Source organism: Chryseobacterium pennae (genome assembly GCF_003385515.1).
GTDB classification, from domain to species: Bacteria; Bacteroidota; Bacteroidia; order Flavobacteriales; family Weeksellaceae; genus Chryseobacterium; species Chryseobacterium pennae.
In genome coordinates this window covers 61,521-74,945 of the sequence record NZ_QNVT01000008.1, presented here as the reverse complement: position 1 = coordinate 74,945, position 13,425 = coordinate 61,521, and the positions used below count along the sequence as shown (strand labels likewise).

Sequence of the window (13,425 nt, the reverse complement as noted above, 5' to 3'; positions counted from 1 at the left end):
GAAGATAAAGCGTACTACACACATTCAATTTTTTTAAACCTAAGATTAATATAATGAGAAAAAAACAATGCAAACTTGGTGTATTGGCCGTACTCTTATTCGCTGAATATGGCTTTGCACAGAAAAAAGACAGTCTTTCGCAGGAGACTTCCATCAAAGAGGTGGTGGTAGTTGCCTTCGGAAAGCAAAAAAAGGAAGAAATTACAGGATCGGTACAGTCATTAAAGGCAAAAGATCTGGGGAATCTTCAAAACGGAAACGTTCTTCAGGGAATTGGTGGTAAAGTTCCCGGTGTACAGGTAATTTCTTCAGGCCAGCCGGGTTCCCAGCCTACAATAAGAATGAGAGGAATTGGTTCTATCAATGCATCCAGTGATCCTTTAATTGTATTGGACGGGATTCCCTACAGCGGTGACCTGAACAGTATTTCTTCAGCAGATATTGAGAGTATTTCCTTTCTGGAAGATGCTTCTTCCAATGCTTTATATGGCTCAAGAGGAGCCAATGGAGTCATCATAGTGAATACCAAAAGAGGAAAAAACAAGAAACTGAGTGTTGATATTGATGTAAAAACCGGGGTTAACTTCAGGTCTATTGAGGATTACTCAGTATATACTTCACCACAGGAATATTATACTGCCTACTATAACAGAGGAAGAATCGGGGAAGTTGCAAAATCACTGCAACCGGGTGCTATTCCTTCCGGGAATACTCCTCATGCAGCAGGAATCACTGCTCTGAACGGACTGGGATATAATGTTTACAATGTTCCCTTTAATGAACTCATAGCACAGGACGGCTCTTTTAATTCTAAAGCTAAACTACTTTATCAGGATAATTGGAAAAAACTACTTTTTAAACCTGCTCTCAGAAGAGAAGCTACTGTGGGGATTAACGCCAGTGGGGATCAGGTAAAATCATATACTTCTTTAAATTATCTGGATGATAAGGGATATCTTATTTCATCCGGTTTTGAAAGATTCGGAGTCAGATCCAATGTGGACTACTCTATCACTCCAAAGTTGAAATTAACAACGGCGCTTTCTTATACGTACAGCAAGCAGAACTTCGGAGAAACGGGAGGTTTTTCCAATCCATTTCAGTTTGCCAGAAATATAGCTCCTTTTTATCCGGTTTTTCTTAGAAACGATAACTACCAACAGCTCTATGATAACCACGGAAATGCTTTATATGATTATGGTGACGGGCAGGGCCCTAATGGCTCTACAAGATCCTACGCTGTTTTTGAGAATCCAGTGGGAAATCTTCAACAGGATAAATCTCAAAGGGTCAGTAATATCACCAATGCCAATCTGGGGTTAAATTATGAAATCATCAAAGGATTGGATTTCACTTACAATTTCGGGGCTTATCTTGAAAATTTAAAAAACCTTCAGTTCGGGAATACACTGGGGGGAACGTCTTCATCTGTGGGTGGAACAATTTCTCATGAATCTATATTTAATTATACGCTGAATCATCAGCAATTGCTTACCTACCAGAAGAAATTTGATAAACACAACTTCAATATTCTTGTTGGTCATGAACTGAATAAAACGAAGAACGAAGGATTTTCAGGAACCAAACAACAGCTTTTATTACCGGATTCATCGTCTTTTGATAATGCCGTAAAGATCACAGAACTGTCAGGAAACGGATATGAATATGCTGTAGAAGGTTATTTCTCAAGATTACTGTACAACTATGACAATAAGTATTTCTTTAACGCGAATGTTCGTAGAGATGGTTCTTCAGTCTTCGCTCCGGAAAGCAGATGGGGTACATTTTACGGATTAGGAGCTGCATGGAATGTTGCCAAGGAAGATTTCCTTAAAGACAACAGCATCATTAATGCTTTGAAGTTAAAAGCTTCTTACGGACAACAGGGCAATGACAACATCCTTCTGAATAACACTACAAGAGATTACTACGCTTATCAGGACATCTACGGAATCAATGATTTTGGTGATGGAAAACCTGTACTTTCTCTGAAGAAACAAGGAAACAGAGACTTAAAATGGGAAACATCCAAAAACCTGAATGCCGGTTTTGAAATTGCTTTGTTCAGTAACAGAGTGAATCTGAATGCGGATTATTTTGAACGAAAGGTATCGGATATGATCTATACTCTTCCACTGCCTATATCCAATTCTGGTTCCTATGTGAAATATGGAAATATCGGAGATATGTACAACAAAGGAGTTCAGGCTAACATTAGTGTAGATATTCTCCGTACAGATGACGTTCAGTGGAATTTCTATGCCAATGCTACCCATTATAAAAACAAGATTACAAAACTGCCTGCCGAACAAAGAGCTACAGGACTGGTTTCAGGATTGTTTATCTTAACTGAAGGTGGCGACCGATATAATTATTACCTGAAAGAATTTGCAGGAGTAAATCCTGTAAACGGTGATGCATTATGGTATAAAAATTCTATTGACCCAGCCACTCAGCAAGTTGTAAAAACAGTTACCAATAATTTTAAGGAAGCCAGTGATTACAACACAGGAAAATCTGCTATCCCTAAAGTATATGGTGGATTTGGAACAGATATTACCTATAAAAGGCTCAATCTTTCTGTTAATTTCGCTTATCAGTTTGGCGGATACGGGTATGATAACATCTACAGAAGTTTATTCCACTCTGATGCTTATGCTTCCAATTATTAAACGGATCTTGATAAGACATGGACTCCGGAAAATCCCAATGCTGCTTTACCGCGTGTAGATCTTACTTCGACCAGTCAGAATGAAAATTCTACACTTTATCTGATCAAATCCGATTATATCAGTCTTCAGGATGTGACTTTATCCTATCAGCTATCTGAAACTTTCACAAAACAGATTGGTTTATCAGCATTAAAGATTTATGCTACAGGAAACAACCTGTACTTATGGTCCAAAAGAAAGGGATATGATCCGAGAGCTGCATTAACAGGGGTATCTGATGCCTATAAATACTCTTTACTATCCAGTGTTTCACTTGGTTTTAAACTAACATTTTAAAAGAAATTATGAAAGCAATAAAATACTTTATATCAGCTTTAGCCGTAGGTCTTATCACAACCAGCTGTGCTAATGATCTCAATACATTACCGGAGGGTGATATTTCCGGTGAGCAGCTGAATGATGATCAGTCGAAGCCGGAAAAGATTCTTGGCGGAATTTACCTTGATCTTCGCAGTAATGGTGCCGGTGGAAACATCTCGTCTCATTCAGATTTCGGTATTATGGGAATAAAGGCAGGTGCCGATTTAATGTCTAATGATGTGATCCAGGCAAAAAATCAGCATTTGGGAATGTTTTATAATTATGAAGCTACCAATGCGAGTAATTTGGCTTCAGAAATCGTATGGACCACTTTTTATGCAAGAATATTCATTATCAATAAACTTCTTAATGACTTGAAAGATGATACAAACCCTAAGAACAAAGCTATTAAAGGACAGCTGCTTGCCCTAAGAGCTTATTCTTATTTTCATCTGATTCGCTTTTATGCTAAAGATTTTAAAAGCCATCCATCTGACCTTGGTCTTCCATTAGTTCTTACTACTAATAATCCCAGCCAGGGACTTTCAAGATCAACGATAGCAGAAGTCTATGCTCAGATTGGTCAGGACATTGAAGAATCTATTGTTCTTTTGGAAAGTTTTGCCCGCCCATCCAGAGCTCAGATCGATCAAAGAACCGCTAAAGCCATCGCGGCTGATATATTCCTGCAAACAGGAGATTATACAAAAGCCGGAAAATATGCTGCAGACAGTAAGCAAGGTATTGCCCTGATGACAGAAAACGATTATACCACGACTGGATTTTCCAATCTCAGTAATCCTGAGGTAATCTGGGGATTCCATAATACGATTTCTACGATGAGTACCGGAAACTATTATGCGTCTTTCTTCTCTATGTTTGATAATACCAATGAAGGGTATGCAGGAGCTGCTCAGATCTATAAGCTTATTGATAAGCGTCTGTATGAAGCGATTCCTGATACAGATTACCGTAAAAAAGTATTCAACGGCAGCCAGCCTTCCAAATATAGCTTTAACGGGAAAACAAAAAATTATCCTGCCTATGTAAGCTGGAAGTTTAAAGACCCTAGCATGTTTGAAGGAGATTATATCTACATCAGAGCTTCTTCATTGTATTATATTGAAGCTGAAGCCCTGGCAAGACAAGGCAGAGAAGCTGAAGCAAGACAAGTTTTGTTCGAAATCGCATCCAAAAGAGATAACGCCTATGTCCTTTCCACAAAAACAGGACCTGAATTGATCAATGAAATTATTCTGCAAAAAAAAATTGAACTGTGGGGCGAAGGATATGCATGGTTTGATATGAAGAGATTAAATACTCCGTTGGAAAGAGTATACACCGGAACAAACCACACCTTTGGAAGGTTTAACCTGACAACAGATAAATTCATATTCCAGATTCCGAATAAAGAGATTAATAATAACCCACAAATCAAACAGAACTAGCAGACAGAACACAGCAAAAAACAATTTTAATATATTTCAAGTGAGGCATCGTTTATTTTAGACGGTGCCTTTTTATTGTATATTCAGAATTATTTGAATCATCAAATCTCCTCAAAAGAAAAGACAGATTTGCAGAACATTTTTTATCAAACTTTTTATTGAAATTCATAGTTGCTTTTAATTGTAAACGATATTACCTGCTGATGCGTTGTACAGAGAAACTATTCATTTACTTTTCTGTAATAAATTTATACCTGACGACCAGAATATCAAGAATTCCGACACAGAGATAATAGATTCCCCCTGCCAGCATACTTGCCGGGAGATCGGAATACAACGTATGAAAAGATAATGATACCAGTAAAATGAAAAACCAAAGGATCAGCTTTGCAGAAAAAACCCCGGCAACCCTGGAGATCATCTCATCATCCTTTACCGTTTTGGACTGAACCAGACACTGCACGAGCGTAATCAGGTATCCGTAAAGCAGTTCTTTCTCTTTCATTAAATCAAAGAACCAAAAATAAAGAACAGGCATAGCAGCCACTAACAGCCAAACCAAAAGTTTCAGAAAAAACCCGGCTTTAAACTCTTTTGTAAGAATAAGTGTTGAAATAATGAACAAAGGAAAAACAAAAAACACTGAATACAGCATATATTTATAAGTCAAAAGCAACTCTGTTTTCACTTTATCTGAAATCCAGAACATCCGGAAATATAAAACTGACAGGTAAAATGAATTCAGCCCAAAAGCAATTGGCAATACTCTGTGTTTCATAGAAAATGGTTTATCAGCCTGTTTATAATGATCATTAATTTTTCCTTTTTCAGTGATGGACAATTTATAAAAAAAGTATGAATCTGCTGCAAAATTTACAACAGCTTCTCATCAAAGAAATAGCACCATTTATTTTAAATGATGCTATTCATACAATTTGATGACCAATAGAATTAATCTTTTCTTCTTATTTATCTTTTTTCCAGTTCCTGAAGCTTACGTTTCATCAGCTTATTTCCTCTGTCTGGGTTTCAAGAATATTTTTTTGCAGCTTTATCAATTCCGGATTGGTGAGCTTTGCTCCCCAGAACGGCTGCATGGTGGGGAATCATTCCTTTTACAAACTGCTCGGCTCCAACACTTACCTGTTTTCTGATCCAAATCCACGAAAAAAAGCCAATTGTAAGTGCTATAATAACAATAAACCAGTTGAGCTTGGAATTGGTGTACATTTTTTTCATAATCCATACCTCAATCAACAGCATTACAGACACCAATAATGAAGTCATATATACATTATTGAGATTTGGAATAAGGTTCCGCAGGTTGTCTATCATCGCAAACATCATCAGATACATAGTGATGAACATGGCCAGAGCCATCAATACAAAACGCCCGTACATTGAGTGTTTCTGAACATCCTGTAATTCATTCAAATGTTGATTATAAAAATACAAACATCTGTTTAATTGATCTTATGCTTACAATCATAAAGCTTATGAATGCTAAACGGGTATTATTCCTAAAAATTATGTGTGAAGGAATGAAAGTTTATATTTAATATACCTTTGGTTCAATTTCTTATTACACAGAAATAGTTTGTTTGCCCAAGAAAACAGATCATGAGTCTTATTGATCAAAAATATTGCACAGATCAAAAAACGGATAAATGAAATTCATATATTTGGAGATCAAAAATCTATTTAATAACCATTTGAATAAATGAAATCAAAGAAAATTATTCTTACTCCATTCTTTGTATTTTTAAGCCTAACGCTTTTTTCACAGAATACATCCGATCTGCAATTAAAAAAAACTCTTGAATCTATCATTACCAATAAAAAGGCAGATGTAGGAGTGGCCGTTTTAGCCACAGACTCTCCAAAAAAAGAGATCGTCGAGATCAACGGGAACAAACTGTTCCCTATGTTAAGTACCTTTAAGTTTCATATTGCCTTAGCTATTCTTAATAAGGTAGAAAAAGGTGACCTTTCCTTACAGCAAAAAATTTACATTAAGAAAGAAGAGCTTCTGGATGATACCTATAGTCCTTTTAAAGAAAAATATCCGGAGGGAAACATGGAACTTACTTTAGAAGAGTGTATAAAATGGATGGTTGCACAAAGTGATAATAATTTAACAGATATCCTTCTCAGACTGATTGGAGGGCCTGAGTATGTTGAAAGATTCCTTAATAGTAAGGATGTGATCATTAAAAACGATGAAGAAGGCATGCACAAAGATTGGGATTCTCAATTTATCAATAAAACAACTCCTAATGAGACCATCAGGCTATTAGGCAAGTTCTATAACGGAAAAATATTGAATAAGGAACTTACAAAATGGCTGTATACCACTATGCTGGGTAATGTTTCAGGGGCTAAAAGACTTAAAGGCCATCTTCCAAAAGAGGTTAAAACAGCCCATCGCACTGGAACCTCATTTACCAATAAAGCAGGGATGACAGGGGCTATCAATGATTTTGGAATCATTGAACTTTCAGATAAAAAAAGAATCTATATTACTGTTTTTGTACATGATACTTATGAAACATTTGAAAATTCAGAAGCCATTATTGCAGCTATTGCCAAAGCAGCTTATGACCACTACAACAAAAAATAAACCTATGATCAAAACGAAATTACTTTTCATTTTTGCAGCCTTCACATTACAACCTGTTTCTGTAAAAGCGCAAAAAGTAACTCCGTATTCAAAAAAGATCGACAGTATCATAACGGCTTCTACTCCACTTACATTTAATGGAACAGTTTTGGTTACTCAAAACGGAAAAACAAAATATCTGAAAGCCAATGGATATAAAGATGTTGAAAAAAAAGTGGCTTTAAAAACCGATGATCAGTTTGAAATCATGTCGAATTCAAAACAGGTTACCGCTGTTTTAATTTTACAGGCTGCTGAACAGGGTAAACTTGATCTTCAGACTCCGATAAAAAAATATCTGCCTTCACTTACCCAGCCATGGGCAGATACCATAACAGTTCATCATCTTCTGAATCATACTCATGGGATTACCGATCTTGACAAACCGACAGCTTTTAAAGCGGGCTCACAGTTTAAATACGGAAACCTTTCTTATATTCTTTTGGGTGAAATTCTTCAAAACACAACTGGTAAAACCTTTACAGACCAGGCTGATTCTCTTTTCAAAAAGCTGAATATGAAGAAGACATTTGTATATAACAGTAAAAATAACCAGGCATTGGTTCCAGGCTACAGAAGCGATAATAACCAATTTGAAAAGGTCGAAAATTCCTTTTTAAATGATGATATCGTATCTGCGGCCGGAGTTATTTCCACCGTAGAAGATCTTGCAAAATGGGATCAGGCATTGTTCAAGGGAAAACTGCTTTCCTCAACATTTCAAAAGCTGATGCTGACTCCTTCTACATCATCTCAACATAATGTTTTTGGGAAAGAGAATATGGGATTTGGATATAATATCAGATTCATCAGGGAAGCCGGGCTCGATTACTATGCTGTGACTGGCCTTGGAGATGGATTTACCTGTCTTAATGTATACTTCCCATCTACAGATATGAGCCTGATCATTCTTGAAAATCAGATGCCCAGAAACAGTGAACATTGGAGTTTTCAGGAAGCTGCCATCAAGAATGCTGTACTGAAAAGTATTACTTCAAAATAGTTCTGCTTCACAATAATACTGAATCTATAAAAAGCGGTCTCTCTTATGAAAACCGCTTTTTGTTTTCCTCTCACAGATCCAGCTAACAGAGCAGTTACTGTTGCTCAAAGATCTGTAAAATCTACAGGAAATTATCCGTTGAAGTTCTAAGAACTTTACTTACTCTTCCGATAAAAAATAGGGCCTGTCTCCTGAAAAATTTTTAGCATTTAATAAATCATTCAATTTTTTTGAAATCACCTTAACCTGTATTTCTGCAGTCCCGATCAGGCTTATATAATATTCAAATGCTTTTGCGACCTCTTTTGAACCTGTGGCCTCCTGTTTTATGCCATAAAGCTCTTCAGGAATACTGATTAAAATTCTTATAATTTCGTTACTGTTAGTCATTGTAACTCCGAATGTAGAGGCAATTCCTACAACATCATCTTTTGTTTGTGCTATTTCGGGAGCTCCTATCGCAATAATATCTGCATTAGGATATTTTGATTGTACAGATCTGAATATGGATTGAATTGTTTTCTTATCTGAACGTTCTCTGCCAACCATCCAGGCATCTGTTCTGCTTCCATCCTGATTTGTCACTAATTTAAACGTCGGAAAATCAATCGTCCCGATTCTAGCGGCTATTCGACTCACTTGATCCGCATTCACTAATTCATATTGATGGTAATTATACTTTTCCTGTCCTACTTTAAATGATTCGGAAGAAGATAATGTCTGTATACCTTTTACCTGACACAAATCTTCCGCCAGTTGAATAGGGTTCAGCAGATTAATATTGATATCCGGTTTGAAATATTCAGGAATACTGATGGATACTCCCAATCCGGAAACATCAGCAGGTTTTATCATCTCCAGCATCCTCTTTTTCTCATTCTTCAGGATTTCCGTTTCTTTAATATAGCTTGCTTTATCCGTTCTGACAAGGTTAAGTGAGAAGCGGTTATCTTTGGAAGCCGTTCCGATATAATAAAATTTAATCTTCAGCTCATCTCCTTCTACCCTTACATCATATACGCTGTCTAATAATTTCCCATCGTCTTTCAATCTGCATCCGGTGAGAGATTTTAATTCAGAAACCTTTATTTTTTTCTCATAAGGATAAGTAAAAACCAGAGAATCATTATTTTTAGAAAGATGAATCCGCATTTCTGCAATCATTTCCATATACGCCAATGTTACTCCATGAAACGGCTCTTTGCTTTCCTTCGTGACCTCCTGCCCTTTCCAATAGGATTCTTTTCCCTGCCCGTTGCAGGAAATTATAAACATCAGAATACCCAGCAGTGATATTATTTTTTTCATAGAGTAAGAAGTTAACTTTTAGCGTATTAAATCTATCAATTTATTTCAACTGCAAAAATATTTTCATTTACTTTTTTGTATCTTTTCAAAATATAGCTGGACAAATGGGAATATTATTACTTGTTTTTATATTCATTGTGCTGGGTATTTTCTTTATATCCAGATTAAATGTTTCAAGGCTTCAAAAAACAATCTGGTCTGTTCTGGTCTTTATTATCACCTTCTCTCTAATTGCCTGTTTCTTTATTCAGGGGTTTGAAAGAGGAAGAAATCCCAGACCTGCAACAGAAAGACTTATGCAGCCTGTAAAGTAAATACATCATTTTATTTTCCTGATTTTAAAATCCTTTGCTTAATATCAGCAAAAGGCTTTTCAATAACAATCCTATACAGCAAACTTCCAATAAGACATCCGGACAAACAAACAATCAGGCATACCGTATCCGAAGTTTCAAGGTTGAACCGTTCAAAAACAGCCTGAATCATATGAATAATTCCTTTATGGGAAAGATAGACTGCATACGACAAAGCTGCCAGTTCAGCAGTGATACCGGATCTCCATCCTGAAAGAAATGATGATTCTGAAACAGCAGCCATAACCATCAATCCATAGCTTATCGCTACCAATGTAAACCCCAATACAGAAGCAATTTCTGAAGCCTGTTCATTACAAACCCAAAATGTAAAACCCAATAACAGTACTCCTGCAAGAAAAAGTTTGTTTCCATTGTGGTGAACCATTCTTTTAAAACCGGATGAATACTGCATTAGATAACTGATAAGTATGCCTATACTGAGACCATCCAATCTTGTATAGGTAGGATAATATATTTTCATATACCATGAACGCCAGAATTCCAGAGCACTATGATCCATTCCGGCAATAGAAACATTCCAGATGATAAGCCGGAGGATTAGAGACAATATAATAAAAGATACAATCAAAACAGCAAAATATCTGAATAACTTCGAAGGCATTATCATTAAAAGAAACAGAGGAAGAATAAAGTAAAACTGTTCTTCGATACATAATGACCAGGCATGGGAAAATGTTCCCTGATCAATCACATCCAGTCCGTAATTCTGTGTGAACGTCACAAACTTCCATAAAGGCGGCAAAGCCTCCCGCTCCCTGAAAAAAGGAATGCTAAAATAGAGAAAAAGAGTAAAGAAATAAGCCGGAATAATCCTGAAAAAACGTTTCATATAAAATGTTTTTAAACAAATTACCCCCTTATTTCCCATCTCTTTAAACAGTTGTCCTGAGATCAGGAAACCACTTAATACAAAGAAGAGATCAACTCCGGTCCAGCCAAATTTCCCAATAGTGTCAATCCATTCCGGATGCTTAAATGCCCGGTAATGAAAGAGTAAAACCAGTACAATAGCCAATGCTCTCAGATGATCCAATCCGTAAAGCCTTTCTGAACGCTCTGTTGTCATATTTTTTAATGCAAATCTTGTTAAAATCAGGAATACGTTTAAGCCGTATATTCAGAAACCCGGAATTCCGGTACCAATCACACAATAAGCTGTCTGCCCTTTAAATGATATTGTTTATCCTTATTTTATCAGATTTCACATTAGTTCTGCCAGACGTATCTTAAGTTTTTTTATTTTTGACGATCATGAGGATCGGAACAACCAGCTACAACCGGCAAAATATATACTTCCAGCTATTTTTCTGGATCGCTTTGTTTTTGTTTGGAATAGCAAGAACTTATGACGATTACAACGGTGAAATGTTTAAGCAGTTGGTGATGTATAATTTTTGTCATTGGATCTTTCAGATACTGGGAGCCAATTTTATTTATTATGGACTGATCCGGCGTTTTTATGACCGGAAAAAATATGTTGAATTTTCTTTGTACCTTATTCTAAGCCTTTATATTATTTCTGTAATCAACAGGCTCTTTATTGTTTACCTTGCAGAGCCCTTTTTTACCAACGAAGCTAAAGACAGTTTTATCAGCATTGTTATCGATATCCGGTATCTTTTGTTCCATTATACATTTCCGATTATCAGTGGGGCTTTTATCTTTATTTCAATCATGTTCTTTATGCGGTATAAAGATGAAAAAGCAAATGCCCTTCAACTGAAAAAAGAAAAGACCGAACTAGAACTGAAATCACTCAAATCTCAGCTTAATCCACATTTTCTGTTTAACACCCTGAACAATATCTATTCGCTTTCTATCAGTAATTCAGAAAAAACCTCCCAATCTATCAGCCAGCTCTCTGATATCCTGGATTATATTCTTTACAAAGGACAGAAAAAATGGATTTCGGTTGCAGAAGAACTTAGTATTATTGATGATTATATTGCCCTGGAGAGCCTTCGTTATCATGATGAAAGATTAAAAATCACCAGAAATATTACACTGAATTCTGCCAATGCTATTCCACCATTGTTATACCTTACCCTAGTTGAAAATGCTTTTAAACATGGAGCCAGTGGAAGCTCAGATCAAACAGAAATAAAGATAAATCTGGAAACCAATGAAAAACATTCTGTTTTCAGTGTTGAAAATACCTTTAGAAAGATTTCTGATCCTAATGAAAAAGGAATTGGTCTTAAGAACATTAAAAGACAGCTGGAACATTATTATCATGGAAATTTCACCTTCCGTATCTCACAGGAAAACAATACTTTTACCATTGAAATAACCACTCCATCACACTATGATTAACTGTATTATTGTAGATGACGAACCATTGGCGGCCACATTACTGGAAAATCATATTTCCAAAATCGATCATCTGAAACTGACAGGAAAAGCAGGGAATGCTCTTGAAGCCTATAAACTCCTTCAGAATCAGCCGGTAGACCTTATGTTTCTGGATATTCAGATGCCTCACTTCAATGGAATTGATTTTTTGAAATCACTCTCTCAAAAGCCTAAAACCGTATTTACAACGGCTTACAGAGATTTTGCAATTGAAGGATTTGAACTGGAAGCCGTAGATTACCTTTTGAAACCTATCACTTTTGAGCGATTTTTCAGATCTGTAGAACGGGTACTGAGGCATGTCAATCCTCCAAAAGAGGATTTCATCCTGTTTAAAACCGAAGGAATGTATCGGAAAATTTCCCTTGCAGATATTGCTTATATTGAAAGCCAGGGAAATGATATCAAAGTAACTTTATCTACAACTGAAAATTTTATTTCAAAAAGTAAGATCACAGATCTGGAATCTACTCTTGCATCCAAGGGGTTTATAAGAATTCACAGGTCCTTCATTATCAATACAGAATTCGTTACCGCTTTCAACAATAACGAAGTGCATCTTGGTGACTATAAAGTCCCTGTAGGAAGAAGTTACAAAATTGAATTTGATACTTTTATAACAATTATTTCTAAACGCTCCATTAATAAATAGAAAAACCTATCTTTTCATAACCCACAAAGAATTAATTGATTACCTTTAACTGAAAATAGATATGATATGCTTTTGAAGTATATTCAATTATAAACCTCTCCATATGAAACATAGATTCTTTGTTCCGTTACTTTTAATCATATTATCCTGTTTACCATGTACAAGCTTTCTTTCACAATCAAAGGGCTACACACCGGTCTCTCAGGAATTATATACTACCATAATGAAGAGAGACAGTATCCTTTTTAGTGCAGCCAATTCAGGAAATATTGAAAAACTAAAAACTTTTTTCACTAAAGATCTTGAGTTTTTCCATGATGTCGGCGGTTTGGCAAACTATGAGGAAACTATTGATAACTTCGATAGAGTAGCCAAAAACTATGCATATACCCGAAGAGTTTTAGTTCCAGGATCTATGGAGGTATATCCTATCAAAGACTATGGAGCCATACAAACAGGAACCCATCAGTTCTGCCGTTTGGAAAATGGGTCCTTAATTAATTGTGGAACATTCAAATTCGTTCATATCTGGAAGCAAACTCCTGATGGCTGGAAAATTTCAAGAGTTGTAAGCTATGGGCATTAAATTGATTA

Annotated in this window: 12 protein-coding genes; 8 read left to right on the top strand and 4 right to left on the bottom strand. The window is 36.1% G+C overall.

Annotation, left to right across the window (positions count from 1 at the left end):
• Positions 1-53 precede the first annotated feature (53 nt).
• Together DRF65_RS10200 and DRF65_RS10195 are read left to right on the top strand one after the other, a co-directional pair.
• Complete coding sequence (locus DRF65_RS10200; protein WP_228438615.1) at positions 54-2,672, top strand: SusC/RagA family TonB-linked outer membrane protein; 2,619 nt, start codon at positions 54-56, stop codon at positions 2,670-2,672.
• A gap of 344 nt (positions 2,673-3,016) precedes the next feature.
• On the top strand, positions 3,017-4,480 hold the full coding sequence (locus DRF65_RS10195; RefSeq protein WP_115970652.1) for a RagB/SusD family nutrient uptake outer membrane protein: 1,464 nt from the start codon (positions 3,017-3,019) through the stop codon (positions 4,478-4,480).
• A gap of 229 nt (positions 4,481-4,709) precedes the next feature.
• Here DRF65_RS10195 and DRF65_RS10190 read toward each other — a convergent pair whose 3' ends face one another.
• Both DRF65_RS10190 and DRF65_RS10185 read right to left on the bottom strand, forming a co-directional pair.
• Positions 4,710-5,258, bottom strand: a complete 549-nt coding sequence (locus DRF65_RS10190; protein ID WP_123947313.1) for a hypothetical protein — start codon at positions 5,256-5,258, stop codon at positions 4,710-4,712.
• 251 nt (positions 5,259-5,509) lie between these two features.
• Positions 5,510-5,914 (bottom strand): DUF305 domain-containing protein, encoded by a 405-nt coding sequence (locus DRF65_RS10185; RefSeq protein WP_228438613.1) that lies wholly within the window; start codon positions 5,912-5,914, stop codon positions 5,510-5,512.
• Positions 5,915-6,200: 286 nt separating this feature from the next.
• Between DRF65_RS10185 and bla the strand changes: the two genes are divergently transcribed.
• The gene (gene bla / locus DRF65_RS10180) at positions 6,201-7,100 is read left to right on the top strand and encodes a class A beta-lactamase (RefSeq protein ID WP_115970650.1); all 900 of its coding nucleotides are present in this window, start codon (positions 6,201-6,203) and stop codon (positions 7,098-7,100) included.
• Positions 7,024-8,142, top strand: a complete 1,119-nt coding sequence (locus tag DRF65_RS10175) for a serine hydrolase domain-containing protein (RefSeq protein WP_228438612.1) — start codon at positions 7,024-7,026, stop codon at positions 8,140-8,142. Before bla ends, DRF65_RS10175 begins: the two co-directional genes overlap by 77 nt.
• 159 nt (positions 8,143-8,301) lie before the next feature.
• Here the strand turns inward: DRF65_RS10175 and DRF65_RS10170 are convergent, their stop codons facing one another.
• Positions 8,302-9,450, bottom strand: coding sequence for a hypothetical protein (locus DRF65_RS10170; RefSeq protein WP_115970648.1), 1,149 nt, complete (start codon positions 9,448-9,450; stop codon positions 8,302-8,304).
• A 104-nt stretch (positions 9,451-9,554) separates the two neighbouring features.
• Here DRF65_RS10170 and DRF65_RS10165 point away from each other — a divergent pair, with 104 nt between their 5' ends.
• On the top strand, positions 9,555-9,764 hold the full coding sequence (locus DRF65_RS10165; RefSeq protein ID WP_115970647.1) for a hypothetical protein: 210 nt from the start codon (positions 9,555-9,557) through the stop codon (positions 9,762-9,764).
• Between the two features lie 10 nt (positions 9,765-9,774).
• On the opposite strand, the gene DRF65_RS10160 is transcribed toward DRF65_RS10165, so the two are convergent.
• The gene (locus tag DRF65_RS10160) at positions 9,775-10,893 is read right to left on the bottom strand and encodes an acyltransferase family protein (RefSeq protein ID WP_115970646.1); all 1,119 of its coding nucleotides are present in this window, start codon (positions 10,891-10,893) and stop codon (positions 9,775-9,777) included.
• A gap of 185 nt (positions 10,894-11,078) precedes the next feature.
• Between DRF65_RS10160 and DRF65_RS10155 the strand changes: the two genes are divergently transcribed.
• The 3 genes from DRF65_RS10155 (at position 11,079) to DRF65_RS10145 (ending at position 13,417) form a co-directional block, all read left to right on the top strand.
• Positions 11,079-12,140 carry a sensor histidine kinase gene (locus DRF65_RS10155; RefSeq protein WP_115970645.1) on the top strand — a complete coding sequence of 354 codons (1,062 nt, stop codon included), beginning with the start codon at positions 11,079-11,081 and terminating at the stop codon, positions 12,138-12,140.
• A complete protein-coding gene (locus tag DRF65_RS10150; protein WP_115970644.1) occupies positions 12,133-12,831 on the top strand; it encodes a LytR/AlgR family response regulator transcription factor in 699 nt (232 codons plus the stop codon). The genes DRF65_RS10155 and DRF65_RS10150 overlap by 8 nt, the downstream gene beginning before the upstream one ends.
• 103 nt (positions 12,832-12,934) lie before the next feature.
• Positions 12,935-13,417, top strand: a complete 483-nt coding sequence (locus tag DRF65_RS10145) for a nuclear transport factor 2 family protein (protein ID WP_115970643.1) — start codon at positions 12,935-12,937, stop codon at positions 13,415-13,417.
• Positions 13,418-13,425: the final 8 nt, after the last annotated feature.

Bases quoted from the DNA above. Each gene is read 5' to 3' on its own strand.
- DRF65_RS10200 (WP_228438615.1), top strand. From the start codon at position 54: ATGAGAAAAAAACAATGCAAACTTGGTGTATTGGCCGTACTCTTATTC.
- DRF65_RS10195 (WP_115970652.1), top strand. From the start codon at position 3,017: ATGAAAGCAATAAAATACTTTATATCAGCTTTAGCCGTAGGTCTTATC.
- DRF65_RS10190 (WP_123947313.1), bottom strand. From the start codon at position 5,258: ATGAAACACAGAGTATTGCCAATTGCTTTTGGGCTGAATTCATTTTAC.
- bla (WP_115970650.1), top strand. From the start codon at position 6,201: ATGAAATCAAAGAAAATTATTCTTACTCCATTCTTTGTATTTTTAAGC.
- DRF65_RS10175 (WP_228438612.1), top strand. From the start codon at position 7,024: ATGAAACATTTGAAAATTCAGAAGCCATTATTGCAGCTATTGCCAAAG.
- DRF65_RS10170 (WP_115970648.1), bottom strand. From the start codon at position 9,450: ATGAAAAAAATAATATCACTGCTGGGTATTCTGATGTTTATAATTTCC.
- DRF65_RS10165 (WP_115970647.1), top strand. From the start codon at position 9,555: ATGGGAATATTATTACTTGTTTTTATATTCATTGTGCTGGGTATTTTC.
- DRF65_RS10160 (WP_115970646.1), bottom strand. From the start codon at position 10,893: ATGACAACAGAGCGTTCAGAAAGGCTTTACGGATTGGATCATCTGAGA.
- DRF65_RS10155 (WP_115970645.1), top strand. From the start codon at position 11,079: ATGAGGATCGGAACAACCAGCTACAACCGGCAAAATATATACTTCCAG.
- DRF65_RS10150 (WP_115970644.1), top strand. From the start codon at position 12,133: ATGATTAACTGTATTATTGTAGATGACGAACCATTGGCGGCCACATTA.
- DRF65_RS10145 (WP_115970643.1), top strand. From the start codon at position 12,935: ATGAAACATAGATTCTTTGTTCCGTTACTTTTAATCATATTATCCTGT.